General features: G+C 67.4%; 16 protein-coding genes. 11 read left to right on the forward strand and 5 right to left on the reverse strand.

The features are described 5' to 3' along the window. Positions 1-7 precede the first annotated feature (7 nt). Both FPZ61_RS00580 and FPZ61_RS00585 read left to right on the forward strand, forming a co-directional pair. Positions 8-703, forward strand: a complete 696-nt coding sequence (locus FPZ61_RS00580; protein ID WP_185464286.1) for a FecR family protein — start codon at positions 8-10, stop codon at positions 701-703. Next, positions 700-2,532, forward strand: a complete 1,833-nt coding sequence (locus FPZ61_RS00585) for an adenylate/guanylate cyclase domain-containing protein (protein ID WP_185464285.1) — start codon at positions 700-702, stop codon at positions 2,530-2,532. Before FPZ61_RS00580 ends, FPZ61_RS00585 begins: the two co-directional genes overlap by 4 nt. 20 nt (positions 2,533-2,552) lie before the next feature. Here FPZ61_RS00585 and FPZ61_RS00590 read toward each other — a convergent pair whose 3' ends face one another. Continuing rightward, entirely contained in the window at positions 2,553-3,707 is a 1,155-nt protein-coding gene (locus FPZ61_RS00590) for an FAD-dependent oxidoreductase (protein WP_185464284.1), read from the reverse strand. A 114-nt stretch (positions 3,708-3,821) separates the two neighbouring features. Here FPZ61_RS00590 and gatB point away from each other — a divergent pair, with 114 nt between their 5' ends. From gatB to FPZ61_RS00605, 3 genes are all read left to right on the forward strand, one after another. Continuing rightward, the gene (gene gatB, locus FPZ61_RS00595) at positions 3,822-5,303 is read left to right on the forward strand and encodes an Asp-tRNA(Asn)/Glu-tRNA(Gln) amidotransferase subunit GatB (protein WP_185464414.1); all 1,482 of its coding nucleotides are present in this window, start codon (positions 3,822-3,824) and stop codon (positions 5,301-5,303) included. 29 nt (positions 5,304-5,332) lie between these two features. Further along, complete coding sequence (locus tag FPZ61_RS00600; RefSeq protein WP_185464283.1) at positions 5,333-5,611, forward strand: Ets-domain-containing protein; 279 nt, start codon at positions 5,333-5,335, stop codon at positions 5,609-5,611. 182 nt (positions 5,612-5,793) lie between these two features. Beyond that, a complete protein-coding gene (locus FPZ61_RS00605) occupies positions 5,794-6,396 on the forward strand; it encodes a chemotaxis protein (protein ID WP_185464282.1) in 603 nt (200 codons plus the stop codon). 12 nt (positions 6,397-6,408) lie between these two features. Here FPZ61_RS00605 and FPZ61_RS00610 read toward each other — a convergent pair whose 3' ends face one another. Together FPZ61_RS00610 and coaE are read right to left on the reverse strand one after the other, a co-directional pair. Then, positions 6,409-7,344, reverse strand: a complete 936-nt coding sequence (locus FPZ61_RS00610; protein ID WP_185464281.1) for a hypothetical protein — start codon at positions 7,342-7,344, stop codon at positions 6,409-6,411. 25 nt (positions 7,345-7,369) lie between these two features. Further along, complete coding sequence (gene coaE, locus FPZ61_RS15830) at positions 7,370-8,845, reverse strand: dephospho-CoA kinase (protein WP_370594255.1); 1,476 nt, start codon at positions 8,843-8,845, stop codon at positions 7,370-7,372. Between the two features lie 40 nt (positions 8,846-8,885). Between coaE and argJ the strand changes: the two genes are divergently transcribed. The 4 genes from argJ to FPZ61_RS00635 are packed head-to-tail and all read left to right on the forward strand — an operon-like array spanning position 8,886 to position 12,780. Next, entirely contained in the window at positions 8,886-10,115 is a 1,230-nt protein-coding gene (gene argJ / locus FPZ61_RS00620) for a bifunctional glutamate N-acetyltransferase/amino-acid acetyltransferase ArgJ (protein WP_185464279.1), read from the forward strand. Between the two features lie 47 nt (positions 10,116-10,162). Then, positions 10,163-10,732: a hypothetical protein gene (locus FPZ61_RS00625; RefSeq protein ID WP_185464278.1), complete on the forward strand. Its 570-nt coding sequence runs from the start codon at positions 10,163-10,165 to the stop codon at positions 10,730-10,732. Positions 10,733-10,768: 36 nt separating this feature from the next. Next, complete coding sequence (locus FPZ61_RS00630) at positions 10,769-11,110, forward strand: hypothetical protein (protein ID WP_185464277.1); 342 nt, start codon at positions 10,769-10,771, stop codon at positions 11,108-11,110. Then, positions 11,110-12,780: an AarF/ABC1/UbiB kinase family protein gene (locus FPZ61_RS00635; RefSeq protein ID WP_185464276.1), complete on the forward strand. Its 1,671-nt coding sequence runs from the start codon at positions 11,110-11,112 to the stop codon at positions 12,778-12,780. Before FPZ61_RS00630 ends, FPZ61_RS00635 begins: the two co-directional genes overlap by 1 nt. Positions 12,781-12,887: 107 nt before the next feature. On the opposite strand, the gene FPZ61_RS00640 is transcribed toward FPZ61_RS00635, so the two are convergent. Beyond that, positions 12,888-13,304, reverse strand: coding sequence for a hypothetical protein (locus FPZ61_RS00640; RefSeq protein ID WP_185464275.1), 417 nt, complete (start codon positions 13,302-13,304; stop codon positions 12,888-12,890). Between the two features lie 609 nt (positions 13,305-13,913). On the opposite strand from FPZ61_RS00640, the gene FPZ61_RS00650 reads away from it, so the two are divergent. Continuing rightward, complete coding sequence (locus FPZ61_RS00650; protein WP_185464274.1) at positions 13,914-15,332, forward strand: NAD(P)/FAD-dependent oxidoreductase; 1,419 nt, start codon at positions 13,914-13,916, stop codon at positions 15,330-15,332. 323 nt (positions 15,333-15,655) lie between these two features. Next, on the forward strand, positions 15,656-16,702 hold the full coding sequence (locus FPZ61_RS00655) for a hypothetical protein (RefSeq protein WP_185474716.1): 1,047 nt from the start codon (positions 15,656-15,658) through the stop codon (positions 16,700-16,702). A 465-nt stretch (positions 16,703-17,167) separates the two neighbouring features. Here the strand turns inward: FPZ61_RS00655 and eno are convergent, their stop codons facing one another. Next, positions 17,168-18,460, reverse strand: a complete 1,293-nt coding sequence (eno, locus tag FPZ61_RS00660) for a phosphopyruvate hydratase (protein ID WP_185464271.1) — start codon at positions 18,458-18,460, stop codon at positions 17,168-17,170. Between the last annotated feature and the right edge of the window lie 53 nt (positions 18,461-18,513).

Below are 18,513 nucleotides of genomic sequence, written 5' to 3' on the forward strand. Positions count from 1 at the left end.
GCCACGATTGGGCGAGGTTCTCATTGAGGCCATGCCCCGTCTCAATCCTCTGATTCCATTCGCCCTCGGCGGCCTTGCAGCGGTCGCCGGGATCCTCCCGGTCGAGGCCCGTGGCGGCCTGCCTACCTTGCCGCAGGTGGTGGAGATCCCCTCCCGGCCGGCCTACGTCACCCCGCCCAAGGGTCAGGAATCAGATGCGCGCAGGGGCCAGCGGCTTGAGCCCTCCACCCTGCTGCGCACCCGCAAACCCGGCAGGCTGCAGGTCGCTTTCCCCGATGGACGCCGGTTCCGTCTGGGAGGCGATTCCCTCGCCCTGATCGGGAACCGCAGCGTGGAACTCAAGCGCGGTCAGATCATCGGCTGGTTGCTGCCCGGAAGACCTGACGGCGCCCCTCTGAGGATCAGAACCCGGGTCGGCACCGCTTCGATTTCGGGCACCACGGTGTTTCTCGAAGCCAGCTCCGAGCTCCTGAGGATTTTCAGCTGGGAAGGACCGGTGCAGGTGGAGGCCCGTGACGGCCAGCGCTTCAGCCTCAGCACAGGAGAAGAGGTGGTGTACAGCGATGGAGCCTGGAGTCCGCCGCGTCGACTGAGCCGCGCCGAGGCGGCGCGCCGCCGCCGTGCCAGTGCCTTGCTCAATGGCTTCTCCAGCCCGATGGAGACCCTGCCCGAACTGGAGCGTCAGCTCGACAATCTGCCGTGAGGCGCTTCCGCGTCTGGTGGCTGGCGCTGGCCCTGCCCCTGGTCGTGGCGCTCCCCGTCTGGCGCGACTCCCCTCCTGGAAGAGCCCTCGCCCGTCTCGACAGCCCGGCCCGCCGGGCTTTCTTTCGCTGGCGGGGGCCCAGGGAGGCGCCGGAGAATCCCCTGCTCCTGGCGATCGACTCCGAGTCCCTGGGGCTGGCTGATCTGCTCACGGCTGAGGAACGTCGGGCCTCGCCGCTCTGGCGGCGGATGGGGCCGTGGCCCTGGCCCCGCGCCCTGCAGGCGGAGCTCGCCGCCATCACCCTGCGTGGAGGTGCCACGCGGGTGCTGGTGAACATCGAATTCAGCCAGCCCAGTCGCTACGGGCCCGCCGATGACGCGGCCGCCCAGGCCGTGCTGGCTCCCTGGCGGGAGCGGGTGCATCTGGTCAGCGGGTATCAGCTCGAGCGGCGACAGGGGATGGATCAGATCAAGCTGAGCCGCCCTGTGCTGGATCTGGGCCCGGCGGGTCTTGCCGTCCTGCTGCAGAGCGATGACGGGCTGGCGGAGGCGGTGCCCGGACGGCGCTGGTGGCGCGAGCAGCTGGTGGGATTCGCTCCTCCCCATCCACTGCCGATGGCCTTCCTGGTCCGGCCGGAAGCTCTGACGGAGGAGCCGCTTGGCCTCAACTTCCGCGGCCCGGCGGGAACGCTGCCATCCCTGCCGGCCTGGCGCATCCAGCAGGTTCCCCCGGAAACCTGGAACGACCGCACGGTGGTGATCGGGGCGACGACGCCAGAGCTGGGGGATCAGCAGGAAACGCCCTACGGCGCCATGAGCGGCAGCGAGGTGCTGGCCACGGCCGTCGGAAACGTGCTCGTCGGTGATGGGCTGCGGCCACTTCCGGCGCTGGGTTCGGGGCTGCTGCTGCTGCTCTGGGGCGTTACCGCTCTGGCGGTGCTCACGCGCCCGATCACCGCCCTGGGCACGGCCACCGCGGCCATCGCGCTGATGGCCAGCGGTCTGGGTGTGGCCTACGGATTCTGGCTCTGGGCCCAGCTCAGCCTGCCCCTGGCGGCCCTGCTGCTGAGCCCCCTGCTCGGGGGCGGCCTGCGCGTGGCCGCCCAGGCCCGGGAGGAACTGCGCGAGCGGGCCTACCTGCACCAGGTGCTGGCCCACCGGATCTCCCCGACTCTGCTCAACGACATTTTGCGCAACCCCGGGCCCCTCTGGAACCGGGCCGGCGGCCAGCGCTGCCGCTGCGTGCTGCTGTTCAGCGATCTGGTCGCGTTCACCCCCCTGAGCGCGGTTCTGGATCCCGGGGAGCTGTTCGCGCTGCTCAACCGCTACTTCGAGGTCATGGCTGAGGCGGTGCTGGCGGAGCAGGGCCTGCTTGACAAGTTCATCGGCGATTCGGTGATGGCGGAGTTCGGCGTGCCCCGCAGTCGCGGCGACCGGCTCGAGGCCAGGGCGGCGGTGCGCGCTGCCCTGGCGATGCAGCGTGGCCTGGAGGGCATCAATCGCGAGCTGGCCGCCAGGAATCGACCCCCCCTGCGCCATGGCATCGGCCTGCATGTGGGTGAGGTGATCGCCGGCAACCTCGGCTCCAGCCAGCGGCTCGAGTTCACGGTGGTGGGGGCCAGTGTGAATGTGGCCAGCCGCCTGGAGGGCCTTACCCGCCGTTATCCCCAGCACCCGATTCTGATCAGTGCCGCCCTGCAGGCGCTGCTGCCGGGGGAGCTGGAGGTGGAACCGCTGGGGGCCCACTTCCTCAAGGGCTGGCCCGAGCCCCTGGAGGTGCTGGCTCTGCAGGGGCTGCGTGGCCCGGAGTCCAACGTGCAGCCTGGATGACCTCTCGGAGGCTCTTCTGGTCAGCGGGGTGATTCCTCCGCGCCCACCGGAAAGCGATCCCAGCGGAAGTTGTTGAGCAGCGACGCCCCTTCAGGCGAGATGGTCTGGGAAGAGCCGGCCGGGGCGCCCGCCCGGGGGATCACCGCCGCGATCAGCTCCGCGGTGATCGCCGCCAGCAGCACGCCGTTGCGGTAGTGTCCCGTAGCCAGCCAAAGCCCTGGGATCGGGCTTTGACCGAGCAGGGGGGCCTGGTCAGGCGTGCCCGGGCGAAAGCCCCACCAGCGCTCCATCGGCGGCCAGCTGGCCGCTTCCGGCAGCAGCGCCTCGATGCCGGCCTGCAGCTGGCGTTGCCCGAAGGGGGTGAGCCCTTCCGCGAAGCCCGCTTCCGGCTCGCTGGTTGCCCCCACCACCAGCAGACCGTCTTCGCGGGGGACCAGATAGGTGCCGGGACCGAACAACACCCGCTGCAGGGCCGCTCGGGGCCCCTGCAGGGAGAGCATCTGGCCTTTGATGGGTGCCACCGGCAGCTCGTGCATCAGCCGGGCGCTCCAGGCGCCGCAGGCCAGCACCGCTCGCTGGCAGGGGATGGTGGCGTCATCCCCCTGGGCGCGGCGGATGCGCACCGCTTCGAGCGCACCGCCCCGGTGACGGGAGAGCTCCTGCACCTCGGCCCCTTCCTCGAAGGCCACGCCCCGCTCCACGCAGGCCCGCTCCAGGGACCGCATCAGCTGGCGGCGGTTGTCGATCTGCCCATCCTGGGGGAAGAGCAGCCCGGCCCGCCAGCGCTGGCCTATGCCCGGAATTTCCCGCTCCAGATCAGCCCGCGACAGGGGTTGCCCGAAGCAGGCGGTCGGGTAGGCATCACGCTGCTCGGCTGCTGTGAAGGGCACCACGATTCCGCAGGGGCGCAGCCCGCAACCAAGACCGCTGTCGGTTTCGATCCGCCTCACCCAGGCGGGAATCCGCGCCAGGCTGGCCTGGCCCAGTGCCAGCAGCGGGCCCGACAGCCCCTCGGCATGGGGGGCGAGCATGCCGGCGGCCACGAACCCGGCGGCCTCGCTGCGCCGCCGACTCAGCACCAGCACCCGCTCCCCCCGGCTGGCCAGCTGGTGGGCCACCCCCAGGCCGATCAAGCCGCCACCGAGGATCAGCACGGGGTCGTTCTCGACGCTCATGGGGCCGGCTCAGGAGTCCGCAGGGTTTCGTTCAGCTTCAACCATCGAGCGCCCCGGCCCGCGACGGTTCGGCGAGGCCCGCTGCATAGGATCAGCCCAGGTGGGATGCAGGTCATGACAGCGGCGAGCGGACAGGGCGGATGGGAGGCCGTGATCGGCCTGGAAACCCATGTGCAGCTGGGCACCGCCAGCAAGATCTTCACCGCCGCCTCCACCAACTTCGGCGACGATCCCAACACCCACATCGATCCCGTGGTGCTCGGGCTCCCCGGCACTCTGCCGGTGCTGAATGAAAAGGTGCTGGAGTATGCGGTGAAGGCGGCCCTGGCCCTTAATCTGCAGGTGGCCGAGCACAGCAAGTTCGACCGCAAACAATACTTCTATCCCGATCTGCCCAAGAACTACCAGATCTCCCAGTACGACCAGCCGATCGCCGAGAATGGCTGGATTGAGGTGGAGGTGGCCGAGAAGGGCAAGGACACCTACCTCAAGACGATCGGCATCGAGCGGCTGCACATGGAGGAAGACGCCGGCAAGCTCGTGCACGCCGGCAGTGATCGCCTGGCGGGCAGTACCCACTCCCTGGTGGATTACAACCGCGCCGGAGTGGCCCTTGCTGAAATCGTGAGCAAGCCCGATCTGCGCACCGGCCGGGAGGCGGCGGAATACGCCTCCGAGATCCGCCGGATCATGCGCTATCTGGGCGTGAGCGACGGCAACATGCAGGAAGGATCTCTGCGCTGCGATGTGAATATCTCGGTGCGGCGCGGACCGGATGAACCTTTTGGCGTGAAGGTGGAGATCAAGAACATGAACTCCTTCTCGGCGATCCAGAAGGCCTGTGATCATGAGATCGCCCGGCAGATCAAGGCGATCGAAGCCGGTGAGCCGATCCGGCAGGAAACGCGTCTCTGGGATGAGAGCAAGCAGCTCACCAAAAGCATGCGCAGCAAGGAGGGCAGCAGCGACTACCGCTACTTTCCCGAGCCGGATCTGGGCCCGATCGAGGTCACGGCCGAGCGGCGCGAGGGATGGCGTGGTGAACTGCCCGAGCTGCCCGCGGCCAAGCGTCATCGCTATGCCGAACAGTTGGGACTCTCGATCTACGACGCCCGGGTGCTCACCGATGAGCGCGCCATGGCCGAATACTTCGAAGCCGCCGTGGCCGCCGGAGCCGAGCCCAAGGGGGTGGCCAACTGGGTCACCGGTGACATCGCCGCCCACCTCAACGCCAGCAAGCTCTCGATCACCGAACTGCCCCTGAAGCCCCAGCAACTGGCGGAGCTGGTGGGCCTGATCGAAGACGGCACCATCAGCGGCAAGATCGCCAAGGAGATCCTTCCCGAGCTGCTGGCGCAGGGCGGTTCAGCCAAGGCGATCGTGGCGGAGCGAGGCCTGGGCATGATCAGCGACCCCGCGGCCATCACCGAGGTGGTGCAGGAGCTGCTGGCGGCCCACCCGGCGGAGGTGGAGGCCTTCCGCGGCGGCAAGACCAAACTGCAGGGCTTCTTCGTGGGGCAGCTGATGAAGCGCACCGGCGGCCGCGCTGATCCGAAGCTCGCCAACCGCATCCTCAGCGAGCAGTTGAAAGGCTGAGGATCACCTCGGAAATCCGTGCCACCCAAATGAGCGACCACAACGACCAGAAACTGTCTCCGCGGGAAATGATCCGGGCTCATGCGGGGATCATTCTTCAGTTGGCCACCAGCATCAGCGCTGTCGTCATCGCTGCATCACTGGTCCCCATGGCCCGGCAGGCGAAACTCTGGGAGGCCTGCCATGACACCTCCTTGAAGTGGCACGTTGAGTGGCACGTCGAGAACAGCACTGGCGATACGAAGGACGTGCATCAGGCGTGGGCGACACGCTTCTGCAATGGCGGCTCCCTCAGGCCCAGAGAGTGAAAAAGAGTGACGCCAGGTCGCGAGGTGGCCGGGCTCTGATCGACAGGGATTGTTGTTCGCGTTGCTTGCGCAAGGCCTGCTCAGGGCTCTGGCCCGCAATGCCGCCGTCCAGATCAGGCTGGAGAAGTTGAAGGGCTGAGCGCGCGGGATAGCCTCGAAAGGCTGGAAATCAGGGGTACGACGTGGACTGGCCTGACGTCATCCTTGTCAACGGGCCGTCCAGTGCGGGCAAGTCCACCCTCTGTCGCCGGCTGCAGGCGCGGATCGAGCACCCCTATCTCTGCCTGGGCTTCGACGACCTGCTCTTTTTCGCTGCTCCTCGCTATTACAAAGGGGCAGACACGCCCCGGCAGGGCGATTCCGATCCGTTCACCGCCCAGGGTGTGCAGATGCATCGGGTGTCCGCTGAGGGAGAGCCCCTGGATATGCGGCCCGTGTTCGGACCCGTCTTCCGGCGCCTGATCGCGGCCATGGCGCCTGTCGTGCGAACGCTGGTGGAGGGCGGCAACGCGGTGATTTTCGATCATGTCCTGCATGATCAGGGGATGATGGACAGCTGCACGGCCGCTTTCGCAGGGCTGCGGGTGTTCTCCGTGGGCATCACCTGTGATCTGGCCATCCTCGAGGCCCGCGAGCGGGCTCGCGGCGACCGCGTCCTTGGTCGGGCGCGTGGTCTTGCGGACGTGGTGCACGGCTTCTGCGCCTACGACCTGATGGTGGATTCCGGGCAAATGGAGCCAGAGGCCTGCGTGGATCTGGTGGTCTCCGCTCTGCACGAGGGCTGAGCCAGCCGCTGGTCATCGGCTCGGCGTCGGCTGTTCAGGCACACCAGGCTTGATGAATCCCCGGATTGTCTGAAAGGAGTCCTCGGCGAAGGAGGCGTCGCCTGTGAACTCCGGTTTGTTGATGACTCGGAGCCGCTCATCCACGTGGCCGATCAGTTTGGCCATGTCCGGCTTGCTGGCCAGGTTGAGCGTGGTCGGCTCCTGGTTGGCGCTGATCTGGGCGGAGCCATTGGCCACGGCGCTTTCGATCGTGGCGATCAGATCATTGGCCAGCACATATTTACGGCTGTAGTTCTCATAGTTCGCGGCCTGTCCATAGAGCTGGCTGAAGGTCCAGGCTGAATAGAGCACCAGCCCGGAGGTGATGCCGATGTTGATGATGGCGTTGTTGGACTTCTCCCAACCCTGCTTGCTGATCAGGGCCAGGGAGCTGAGGGCGAGGATCCCGGCCGCGGTGCTCAGAGAGAGGGCGGCGTAGCGGTGGGAGAAGTAGAACACCCCCACGGTGCAGGCCAGTCGCCTCCCCTGATCCAGCTGCCGGATCTGTTCCTTGAGCCGCATGGTCTGGCCCGGTGTGATCGATGCGTCCACAACTGCGCTGAGCCGCCCGATGCGGGCATCGAGGTTGACGAGCCGGTTGTTGAGCTCCCCGAGTTGCCGCTGTTCATCCTCTTCCGTCTGCGGTTGACCCTGGCAGATGGTCCAGCGGCTGGAGATGCCGGACACCGTGAAGAACACCCCCCAATACAGGACTGAGGCCAGCAGGATCAGGCCGGTGCTGATGGCCAGATGGCCCACAAGGGTGGGATTGGCACTGGGGCCCTCCTTGCCTTCTGTCTCCTTGATCAACCACTGCCGCAACTGATGGCAGGAGCGGCTCCAGGCCACGATCAGCGCCTTGGGCAACCGCGGCCAGCCTGCCTGAGGCGATCCGGACTCGGCATCCATGCAGACCTTCACGCGAAAAGTCAGGCTAGGAACGTTGCGCTGCGTCGTCATCAGCCCCTGCCGACAGAGCTTTCTCCACCTGCCGCTCCAGGGCCTCGCTCACGCCACGGTTGTCGATCACCCGATCAGCCAGCGGACGTTTTCGCTCCATGGGCCACTGGGCCGCCAGGCGGGGCAGGGCCTCGGTTGCGCTCAGGCCATCGCGGGCCATCAGTCGCCGGAGCTGTTGCTCGGCCTCGCAGTCCACCAGCCAGACCTCGCTGCACAACCCCTCGAGGCCCGCTTCAAACAGCAGCGGGATCATCAGCACCACCACCGGAGCGGCCGCCAGCTGCTCCAGCTCCGCTTCGAACCGCTGGCGCACCAGCGGATGGACCAGCTGCTCCAGCCAGGCGCGCTCCGCCTGGTCGCTGAACACGATTCGCCCGAGGGCGGAGCGATCGATGCCTCCCACTGGCTGTTGCACCCCGGAGCCGAGGCGCTCCAGCACGGCCTGCTCTCCACGGCTGCCAGGAGCCAGGGCTTCGCGGGCATAGCGGTCGGCATCCAGCACAGGGAGCCCATGCCGTTCCGCGAGCAACCGGCCCACGCTGCTCTTGCCGCTGGCAATGCCGCCGGTGAGGCCGATCCGCCGCTGGTGGCCCCGCCAGCGCGGCCGATTCAGCCGCTCCAGCATGGCCGGCGGCCCCAGTTGCTCCAGGTGGAAGCGGGCGCCATAGCTGGGGGTGGGGCGTTCCGAGTAGAAGCGGGTGGTGCCCTGGCCCTGGGGCCAACGGCGGGACAGGCGGCTGCGCAGGCGCAACCCGCCCAGCACAAGCTGCTGCAGCCAGTTAGGGCTGCAGCTCCACCCGAGGCTGGCGCACACATCACGGCTCACCAGCGCCAGCAGCACCCTGCGCAGGGCCGGCCGCAGGGGAGCCGGCCAGTCGGCCAGCAACATCGCCAGGGTCGACTCGGCGATCTGCCGGTTGCTGGGGGCGCTCTGGAACGCCTCTCGCTCAAAGCGGCGGTTGAACGCCAGCAGCGCCTCCAGGTTGTCGGGGATGGCCTCCAGGCCCATCGCTTCGCCCACCTGGCGCCAGAACAGGTAGAGGCATGTCTGCTCCCGCGCGCTCAGGGGCCGCCAGCCGTAGCGGGCCAGCCAGCGGATCGGCTCGGCCACGAAGGTGGAGAGCACGTAGAGGAAATCCCGGTTGCTGATCGCATAGGCGCCATGGATGCGGTTCATCCGGGTGATCACCGCCTGACCCTGGGGGCTGTCAGGGCCCCAGCGCAGCAGCTCCGCCACCATCAGGCCGGTGTCGTCGTAGCGCTTGCGGGGTCTGTGGGTGAATTCACCCGTGCGCTGCAGCAGGGCGGAGATCGAGGGGACGCAGAAGGTCTTGAGCAGGGCCAGCTCAAGGGAGCGCGTGGTGTCCCAGGGAAAGAGGTCGCCGGCCAGCTCCCGGCAGAGGGCCTCCACCTGCTTCGGCGTCGGCGATTCAGGCGTGGTCGGCTCCACCACGGCGGCTCGGCAGGATGGTGCGAGTCATCCTGCCGCCGTGACCCATCCCTGGCACCCGATCCCCGGCGGCATCTCCGCTCCGGCGGGATTCCTGGCCGCCGCCATCACCGCAGGCCTCAAGGCTTCCGGCAAACCCGATCTGTCGTTGTTGCTGGCTCCCCACGACGCTGTCTGTGCCGGCAGCTTCACCACCAACCACGTGCGGGCGGCCTGCGTGGACCTCTGCGCCCAGCGCCTGGCGGCCAGCGGTGGCCGGGCCCGGGCGGTGCTCACCAATTCCGGCCAGGCCAATGCCTGCACCGGTGAGCGGGGGCTGACCGACAGCCTGCGGGCCACCCAGGCCACCGCCGATCGCCTCGGCCTATCGGCCGGGGAGGTGCTGATCTGCTCCACCGGCGTGATCGGCGTCCCGATCCCGATGGACACCCTGCTGGCGGGCCTTGATCCCCTGGTGGCGGCCCTCAGCCCCGAGGGAGGGGGCGCCGCCGCCACGGCCATTCTCACCACCGATCTGATCGACAAGCAGATCGCCCTGGAGGCCGACCTGGGCGGTCGCCGGGTCCGCCTCGGCGGCATGGCCAAGGGCTCCGGGATGATCCACCCCACCATGGCCACGATGCTGGGGTATCTCAGCTGCGATGCCGGCGTGCCGCCGGATATCTGGCTGGCGATGGTGCGGCGGGCCGTGGATCGCTCCTTCAATGCGATCACCGTCGACGGCGACACCAGCACCAACGACACGTACCTGGCCTTTGCCGCCGGGGAACCCCTGAGCCCCGAGCACTTCGACGCGCTGGAGGCCGGCCTGACGGCGGTGTCGCAGCACCTGGCCAGAGCGATCGCCCGCGATGGCGAGGGGGCCACCTGCCTGATTGCCGTGCAGGTGGAGGGCGCCGCCGATGAGGCCGGCGCGAGAGCGATGGCCCGCACCATCTGCGGCTCCTCGCTGGTCAAATGCGCCGTCCACGGCCGCGACCCCAACTGGGGCCGGATCGTGGCCGCGGCGGGTCGCGCCGGTGTGGCCTTCGACCCCGAGGCGGTGGCCCTGTGGCTGGGGGAGCACCAGCTGATGGCCGCCGGTCAGCCTGTGCCCTTCGACCGCCCGGCCGCCTCCCGCTACATGGCCGATCGGGCCGCCGGCGCCTATCTGCTCGACGACACCGTGGCCATCCGCCTGGTGGTGGGCGACGGCCCGGGCCACGGCGAGGCCTGGGGCTGTGATCTCTCCGATCAGTACGTGCGCATCAACGCCGACTACACCACCTGAAGGCTTGCAGCTGCGGGCAGGATGGGATGTCTTCGACAGCCAGCCCCATGCCCGAGGCCGGAGCCCGGCGCCGATCCCGTCGGTCCAGTCCCGAGGAGGTGCCTGCCCCCCCGAAGCGCTGGGCCCCGTGGGTACTCCCCCTGGTGGCGGGCCTTGGCTTCGGCGGGGGCTACGGCATCACCGATCGCCTGCTGGCGGTCCAGACCGGAGGGCCGGCGAAGCTGGACCAGGGGTTCGAGGTCAAGCCGTTTCCCGGCACCACGCTGGAGAGCCTGCGCCTCCGTTACGGGGCCGACCGGGAGGAGCTGCGGGGCGATCTGGAGCTGATCGAGCTGGAACGCAAGCAGGAGGAAGAGGAGGCGGCTGAGAAGGCGAAAGCGGAGGACGCGAAGGCAAAAGCGGAACAGGCCAGGCGCGAGGCCGCCCAGAAGGAGAAGGAAGCGCCGAAGCCGCAAGCCCCCCGCCCTCAGCCGGAGGCCCCTGCTCGCGGATCCTCGCCGGAGTCAGCCCCGAACCCCGGCACCGCTGCTGACGCTCCGCGCTCCGAGGCCCCACCTGAGCCCGTGCCGCCTGCGCTGTCCGCGCCGCCGCCGCCTTCTCCCGAGCCCCTGCCCTGATCTGCCACAGTTTGCCGAGAGCGGACGGTCCTTTCGATGCATGCCCCCCAATCGCTGCTGCAGGCTGCGTTGAATCGGCTGGGGGCGCGTCTCGGCAGTGGCTTCGCTGATTCGGCGGCCAACCTCGCTGTGCTGGCCCAGGAGGCGCCCGAGCGCCTGCGCCGTGAACTGGAGCTGTTCTGGAGCGAGGTGGAGCAGGAGGCCGAGCGCCTTGAAACCGAGGCCGGCGACGACTCCTCCGGGGCCGAGTCTGGAGCCGGCGCAACCGCTGGCAGCACCAGTCCCTCAGGCTGGGCCGTTGCCTCGCCCCAGGATCAGATCGACGATCTGCGCGCCCGCGTCGCTGAGCTTTCACGCCAGCTCGAGGACCGGGGTTGATGGGGGGCTTGCGCCAGCAGTGGCGGGGCCTGGCCCGTTCGCTGCGCATCTGGTGGGCTGTGCTGCGCCTGCTGGGCGGCCTCTGGTGGGATGGGAGGGACTGGACCTACCCCGGTGGCGCCAGTGAGCAGCGACGGGAAGAAAGGCAGAACAGGCGAGCCCGCTGGCTCACCCAGGAGTTGCTGGGGCTGGGTTCGGCCTTCATCAAGTTGGGACAGTTGCTCTCCGCCCGTCCCGATGTGCTGCCGGCGGGTTACGTCGAAGAGCTCTCCCACCTGCAGGACCAGGTGCCCTCCTTCCCCTTCGCGGTGGTGCAGGCCCGGCTCGAGGAGGAGTTGGGCGAGCGCTGTGCCGAGATCGTCGATCTTGAGGAGCGGCCCCTGGGCTCGGCCAGCCTCGCCCAGGTGCATCGCGCCAGCCTGCGCAGTGGCCGTCAGGTGGTCTTCAAGATCCAGCGACCCGGGTTGGAGCGGCTGTTTCGCCTCGATCTGGAGGTGATGCAGCAGGTGGCGGCGGTGATGCAGCGCCATCCCCGCTGGGGCGAGGGCCGCGACTGGGTCTCGATCGCCCAGGAATGCCGGCGGGTGCTGCTGCGGGAACTGGATTTCCGCCTTGAGGCGGAACATGCGGCCCGCTTCCGCCAGCAGTTTCTCGATGACTCCGGCATCCGCATCCCCGCGGTGATCTGGGAGCTCAGCACCCGCCGGGTGCTCTGCCTTGATTTTCTGCCCGGCATCAAGATCACCGATCGCACGGCCCTGGTGGAGGCGGGCATCGACCCGTCGGCCGTGGCCGAGAAGGGGGCCGCCAGCTACCTGCAGCAGTTGGTGCGCTTCGGCTTCTTTCACGCCGATCCTCACCCCGGCAACCTGGCGGTGGCCGCCGACGGCGCCCTCATCTACTACGACTTCGGGATGATGGGTCAGCTGTCCTCGCGGCTGCGCAGCCGCCTGGGACGGATGGTGCGTGCCGCGGCGGCCCGTGATGCTTCCGGTCTGGTGGACGAGTTGCAGGGTGCCGGTCTGATCGCCCGAGACGTGGATCCGGGCCCGGTCCGGCGTCTGGTGCGGGTGATGCTCACCGAGGCGCTCACGCCGCCCTTCTCCTCGAACGTGATCGAGAAGCTCTCCGGCGACCTCTACGACCTGGTCTACGGCCAGCCGTTCCGCCTTCCCGCCGAGCTGATCTTCGTGATGCGGGCCCTCTCCACTTTCGAGGGGGTGGGCCGCAGCCTCGACCCTGCCTTTAGCCTGATGGCGATTGCCCGCCCCTACCTGCTGCCCCTGATGACCTCAAGTGGGAACGGACCCAGCGATTTTCTGGGGGAACTCAGCCGTCAGGCGGCGGACGTGGGCAGCCGTGCCCTTGGGCTGCCGCGCCGGCTGGAGGACAGCCTGGCCCGGGTGGAGCAGGGCGATCTCCAGGTGCAGATCCGTGCCGGTGAAACCGACCGGCTTCTGCGGCGCCTGGCCCTGGCCCAGCAGTCGAGTGGCCAGTCGATCCTGTTGGGTGGGCTGGCTGTGGCGGCATCGGTGCTGGCGGCCAGCGCGCGCCCGGCTCTCTGCGCCGTTCCACTGGTGCTGGGCTTGCCGGTGGGATTCAGCTGGCTGAAGCTCCAGGGCCGCCTCCGCCGTGATGGCCGCCTTGACAGGCTCCCCGGCACCGGCTGATTGCCCTCATGCGGGTGAGCCGAACGCCTCCTGGCAGACGGCATTGACCAGCTGGGCCTGGGCGACCGTGGCCGGAATCTGGCCATTCAGCAGGCCCTCCAGGCAGTTCACCCCCCGAAGAGGTTGCCCTTCCCGTCGGTGCTGTAGGAGAAGCTTGCTCCGTACTGGCCAACGGGCTCGACCGAGGCGAAATGGAGCTGGTAAGGCGTCTGCGGCGCAACGAACGCCGTTGCCTGCTGCTCGGCGGCTGTGTTCACCAGGGAACTGATCGTGGCGGCACTGGCCAGGCCGGCCACCCCCCAGGCGGCATGCCATCCGTTGTACGGACGGTCATAGAAGCGGGCACCCTCGGCGCCCAGCCTGCCGAAGCCCACGCCACCCCTGAAGCCCCCGCGGGCCGTGGCCGGCGATGGAATGGCCAGGGGACCTCCTGCCAGCAGCAGGGCCAGCGCCAGGACCAGCGGCCTGGGGCGGGGAAGCGACCTGTGTCGGAAACATCCTGCCTGGAATGGATGGTTGGTCATGGCCTGTTCCTGATTTCCGGGTCGTGCTGTCACCGAGCCAGTGGTGAATCAGGATAATGATTAACAAAGAGAATTTCATGCCGATATCGATATCCTTCTCCATCAATGCCGTGGTGCTGATGATCCTGATGGCCTTGGTGTTTGGGAGAATGCTCCTGTTGCGGCCGGCTCCAACTCCTCACGGGCAAGCCTGGGTTCAGCACGGAACATGGAGAATCTGGAATGGGATGAAAGCTTCGGCATCGGCTCTGACGCGATCACCGGCATCAACGACGCGGATGATCTGCCACCCTTCTTGCTCACCGCGGAGCTCAACTAACTGACGATCAGGATTGATCGCCTGCAATTCTTGCCGGAAGATATCAGGACGCTGGCAGCGAGCATGAAGACAGCAGCTCTCGGGATTCAATAACCCAGCGCATCTTAACGTCTACCCAGACTGCTTGATGCTGCAGTCCACCACCGATGGGGAAGCCCCCGAGGGGAGAGACGCTGTGGACCTTCCCCATCGGCGGTGTGGAGCACCTGATGAACGCGCCGGATGGCTTCCACCACTACCAACCACCGAGAGACCCATCGATACGTTGAATCTTTCAGGTTGGAGTGGCAATGGCACCGGAACGCTTCTTCCTGGAGCTGGACCCCCCCGCCTGCGCCCTGCGGGACTGGCCCCACGTGGTGATCGTGGGCGGCGGCTTTGCCGGGCTCAAGGCCTGTCATGCCCTGGCCGGCAAACCCGTGCGGGTAACCCTGATCGACAAGCGCAACTTCAACCTGTTTCAGCCCCTGCTGTATCAGGTGGCCTCGGGGCTCGTGTCGGAGGCTGACGTGGCCTCCCCGCTTCGCCAGATGGTGGGCCAGGCCCCGAACATTCAGGTGTTGCTGGGGGAGGTGGTCGACATTGACCCCCAGGCCAGGGAGGTGGTGTTCAACGACCACCGCTACGGCTACGACCACCTGATCCTGGCCAGTGGCTCCGGCAGCACCTACTTCGGCCGGGAGGAATGGCGGCCGCTGGCACCACCGATGAAGATCCTTGAGCACGCCGATGAGATCCGGCGCCGCCTGCTGATGGCCCTGGAGGAGGCCGAGCAGACCCTCGACCCCGAGCGCCGTCGCTTCCTCCAGACCGTGGTGGTGGTGGGAGCCGGCCCGGCTGGCTGTGAGCTGGCTGGCTCCCTGATCGAGCTGATGCACCGCGCCATCCGCCGGGATTTCAAGCAGCTCGACCATGACCTCTGCCGGGTGGTTCTGGTGGATCCACTCGAGCGGGTGCTGCCCACAATGCATCCGAAGCTGTCGGCCGCTGCGGCGGGATACCTCCAGCAGGCCGGCGTGGAGCTGCGGCTGCAGGCGAAGGTGGAGGCGATCGCCCCCGGGCGGGTGAGCCTGCGGGGGGCAGATGGGCTGCAGCCGCTGGAGGCCGCCACCATCTGCTGGACCGCCGGCGTAAGGGCTTCCCGGCTGGGAGTCCTCCTGGCCGAACGCACCGGCTGCCCCGTCGACCGGGGCGGGCGACTGTTGGTGGAGCCCGATTTCTCGGTGCCGGGCCATCCCGACATCCATGCTGTGGGTGACCTCTGCGCCTACCTCCACACCAGCGATGGCAAGCCCCTGCCCGGCATGGCCGGCCCCGCCGTGCAGATGGGCGGCTGGGTGGCGGCCCACATCCTGGCCAGGAGGGAGGGCCGCTCCCTGGAACCTTTCCGCTTCACCGACCTGGGCAGCATGGCCGTGATCGGCCCTTGGTATGCCGTCGCCGACCTGAGGGGTCTTCATGTCACGGGGCTGGCAGGTTGGATCCTGTGGGCGCTGGCCCACCTGGCCTTCATCCCGGACTCGGAGAACCGCATCACCCTGTTCACCAAATGGATGTGGCAGATCGCCACCCGACAGCGCACGGCCCTGCTGATCACCGGCCGGCCCGACCAGCACCTGGGCGTGGATGTGGGGCTGTTTCGGGCCGAACTGCACGCCGAACCCGACGCCGCTGACATGGACGAGGACTCAGCACCCCTGGCCGCCTGAACTGCTCTGGACCCCCTACCATCTGTCCCGTTGGGGTGGAGAGTATGAGACTCCAGGCGCCCCTCAGGAAAAGAGCCCGGCCGTTGGTTGTGGGTCGTGCCCAGCTCGCAGCCGCCCTGGCATGGTCCCTGCTGGTGGCCCCCGCCCTGGCCAGCGCCCCATTGGCATCGGAGTCCGAACCGGCCGAAGCCTCCCCTCAGCCGGCGTCAAGGCAGCAGCGGCTGCAGCAGAGCCTGCTGCTGATCAAGGCCATGCCCGACGCAAGGCCCAAGGCTCTGCTGCTGCTGGAACTGGTCGACACCTGCCTGGTGGGGTTCTGCGGCATGGAGCCGGGCCCCCTGCTGGATCAGGCCCTGCGGATCATCAAAGACGAGAAGGATCCGGAACAACGGGTCAACGACCTGATCCGAGTCGCCCGGACCTATGGCCGGCTGGAGCAACCCCAGCAGGCGGAGCAGGTGTTGGCCGATGCCCAGCGCCAGGCGCTTCTGCTGCATACCGACGCCACGGAAGAGGAGCGCATTCGCAGGGCCCGGCTCCTGCTCCGGATCAGCCTCGCCCAGGAGGTCATCGATGGCTCTGGCGCAACCTCGGACCTGCTGGCGGAAAGCCGTGCCCTGCTGAAGCAGCCCACCGGCCCGGAACCCTTCCCCTTCCAGGAGCGGCCCGCCAGGGTGGAGTTGGGTGTGGGGGCCGGTGGCAATTCTTTTACCGACACCAGTATTCGGGCTGATCTGAGCGTGGATCTCTACAAGCAGTGGCCCAGGCAGGACGCGTATCTCGATGGATTGTTTGCCCTTGATTACGACAGCAGCCGCTCGGTGGTGAATGGCCGACCGATTGGTATTGCCACCTTGATCTACCGCCGTCACCTCTCGAGCAAGTGGAATCTCTTTTACGATCACCTGCTGGCGGTGAATTCCACAGGATTTGCCGTCGCCGATGATGATGAAGATCTTTCGGCTGTTTCCAGTTCACTCGTGGGCGCGGGGCTCAACCTCTGGCGTGGGGGTCATCCTGGCAGTTTTCTCGATCTTCAGCTGGGCATTGGGCTGCGCTATCAATATGAATACGTCGATTTTCAACGGCTAAAGGACAAGTTGGGTGCAGACCTCAGCCTGATCCTGGTGGGCAGGGAGCTTCCCATCGGTGGATCTAAGCTGGCCATTCTGTTTGGTGGTGGCAGTTATCTCGATGATTGGAATGACGGCTTCGCTTTGCTCGATACCACGATCGATATTCCCCTCAGCAGGCGATGGTCGTGGAGCAACAGCCTGGTCTTGCGCTACCAAACCGATACAGTGATTAAGCAAAATCCAAACCTCAGCTCAGTTTTTTCTTCACGCTTTACGTTTAAGTTCACGCCTTGATAGTACTCGGAGTCCATGGACTATGTACCTGGCCGGCCGCTTCTCCCGGGCCACTTCCAGCAGGTCATGGGATTGGGAATCCACTCTGTTGAGGAACCCTCGAAAACCGGATGGAATCGGCTCAGTTCCAAGACGGAGGCTGTCAATGGATGCCCCCCCCCCTCTTCCCCTCGCCTGCGCAGGGTGGGCGAGCAGGATCCTGATAGGCATTCGTTCGCCAAGGGACACCAGTGAGTTCACTGCTGCCCGGAGAGCGCTGCGTCCTACTGCCTGCAGCGAAAACCCTTGATCAGTTGTGGATTTAGCCGTGATCGCCTAGATATCTTCATGTCCGCTCGGCCGGAACGTCCCTGAGGGCCCTCAAGTCCCCCCTGGGCTTGCATGCGTTGGAGACCCACTTCTCGGTTGGCCCCCTTCGTGATTCCCGCGGGCGGGTGGGGTCCTCTCAATTCTGGTGTTCCACGCTCAGAGCTTGCCCTTGGGTCCCTGACCATCGGCACCGGCATACAGGGCCTGGCTGCCCAGTTCGTCCTCGATGCGCAGCAGGCGGTTGTATTTCGCCACCCGCTCGCTGCGGCTCAGGGAGCCGGTCTTGATCTGGCCCGCCCGGGTGGCCACCGCCAGATCCGCGATGGTGGTGTCTTCGGTTTCACCGCTGCGGTGGCTGATCACGCTGGTGTAGCCGGCCCGGCCAGCCAGATCGATCGCCTGCAGGGTTTCGGTGAGTGAGCCGATCTGGTTCACCTTGATCAGAATCGAGTTGGCGGTGGCGGTGTCGATGCCCCGCTGCAGGCGGCTGGTGTTGGTCACGAACAGATCGTCGCCCACCAGTTGCACCGTGCCGCCCAGCTTTTCGGTGAGCAGCGCCCAGCCCTCCCAGTCGTCCTCCGCCAGGCCGTCCTCGATCGAGACGATCGGAAAGCGGTTCACCAGCACCGCCAGCTGGTCCACCATCTCGGCGCTGCTGTAGCTGCCGCCGCCGAAGGCGTAGCGACCGTCGGCGTAGAACTCGGTGCTGGCCACATCCAGGGCCAGGGAGATCTGATCGCCAGGGCGGTAGCCGGCCTTCTCGATCGCCTGCACCAGCAGCTCGCCGGCTTCCACGTTGCCCAGATCGGGAGCGAAGCCGCCCTCATCGCCCACAGCGGTGCTGAGGCCCCCGTCCTTGAGCAGCCCCTTGAGCACGTGAAACACCTCGGTGCCCATCCGCAGCGCCTCGCGGAAGCTGGGGGCGCCGTGGGGCACCAGCATGAATTCCTGAAAATCCAGGTTGTTGGCGGCGTGGGCCCCGCCGTTGATCACGTTCATCAACGGCACCGGCAGCAGGGTGGCCATCGGCCCACCCAGGTAGCGGTAGAGGGGAAGGCCCACCCCATCGGCGGCCGCCCGCGCCACCGCCAGGCTCACGGCCAGGATGGCGTTGGCCCCCAGGGCCGATTTGTTGTCGCTGCCATCCAGTTCGACCATGGCGCTGTCGACCGCCACCTGGTCGAGGGCTGTGAGGCCGCAGAGAGCCGGGGCGATCTTCTCTTCGATGTTGGCCACGGCTTTGAGCACCCCCTTGCCGGCGTAGCGGCTGCCGCCGTCGCGCAATTCATGGGCCTCGTGGGCTCCGGTGCTGGCGCCGCTGGGCACGATGGCCTGTCCCTGCCCGCCCCCTTCCAGCCTGACTTCCGCTTCCACCGTGGGGGTACCGCGGGAATCGAGCACCTCCCGAGCCACGATGGAATCGATCACGAGGTCGAGGGAGTCGAACACGAAAACTTCAGGCGGGCATGGCTTGGGGGGATCTTATGGGGCGCCCCGGGGAG

Source organism: Synechococcus sp. BSA11S, assembly GCF_014224355.1.
GTDB lineage: Bacteria > Cyanobacteriota > Cyanobacteriia > PCC-6307 > Cyanobiaceae > Regnicoccus_A.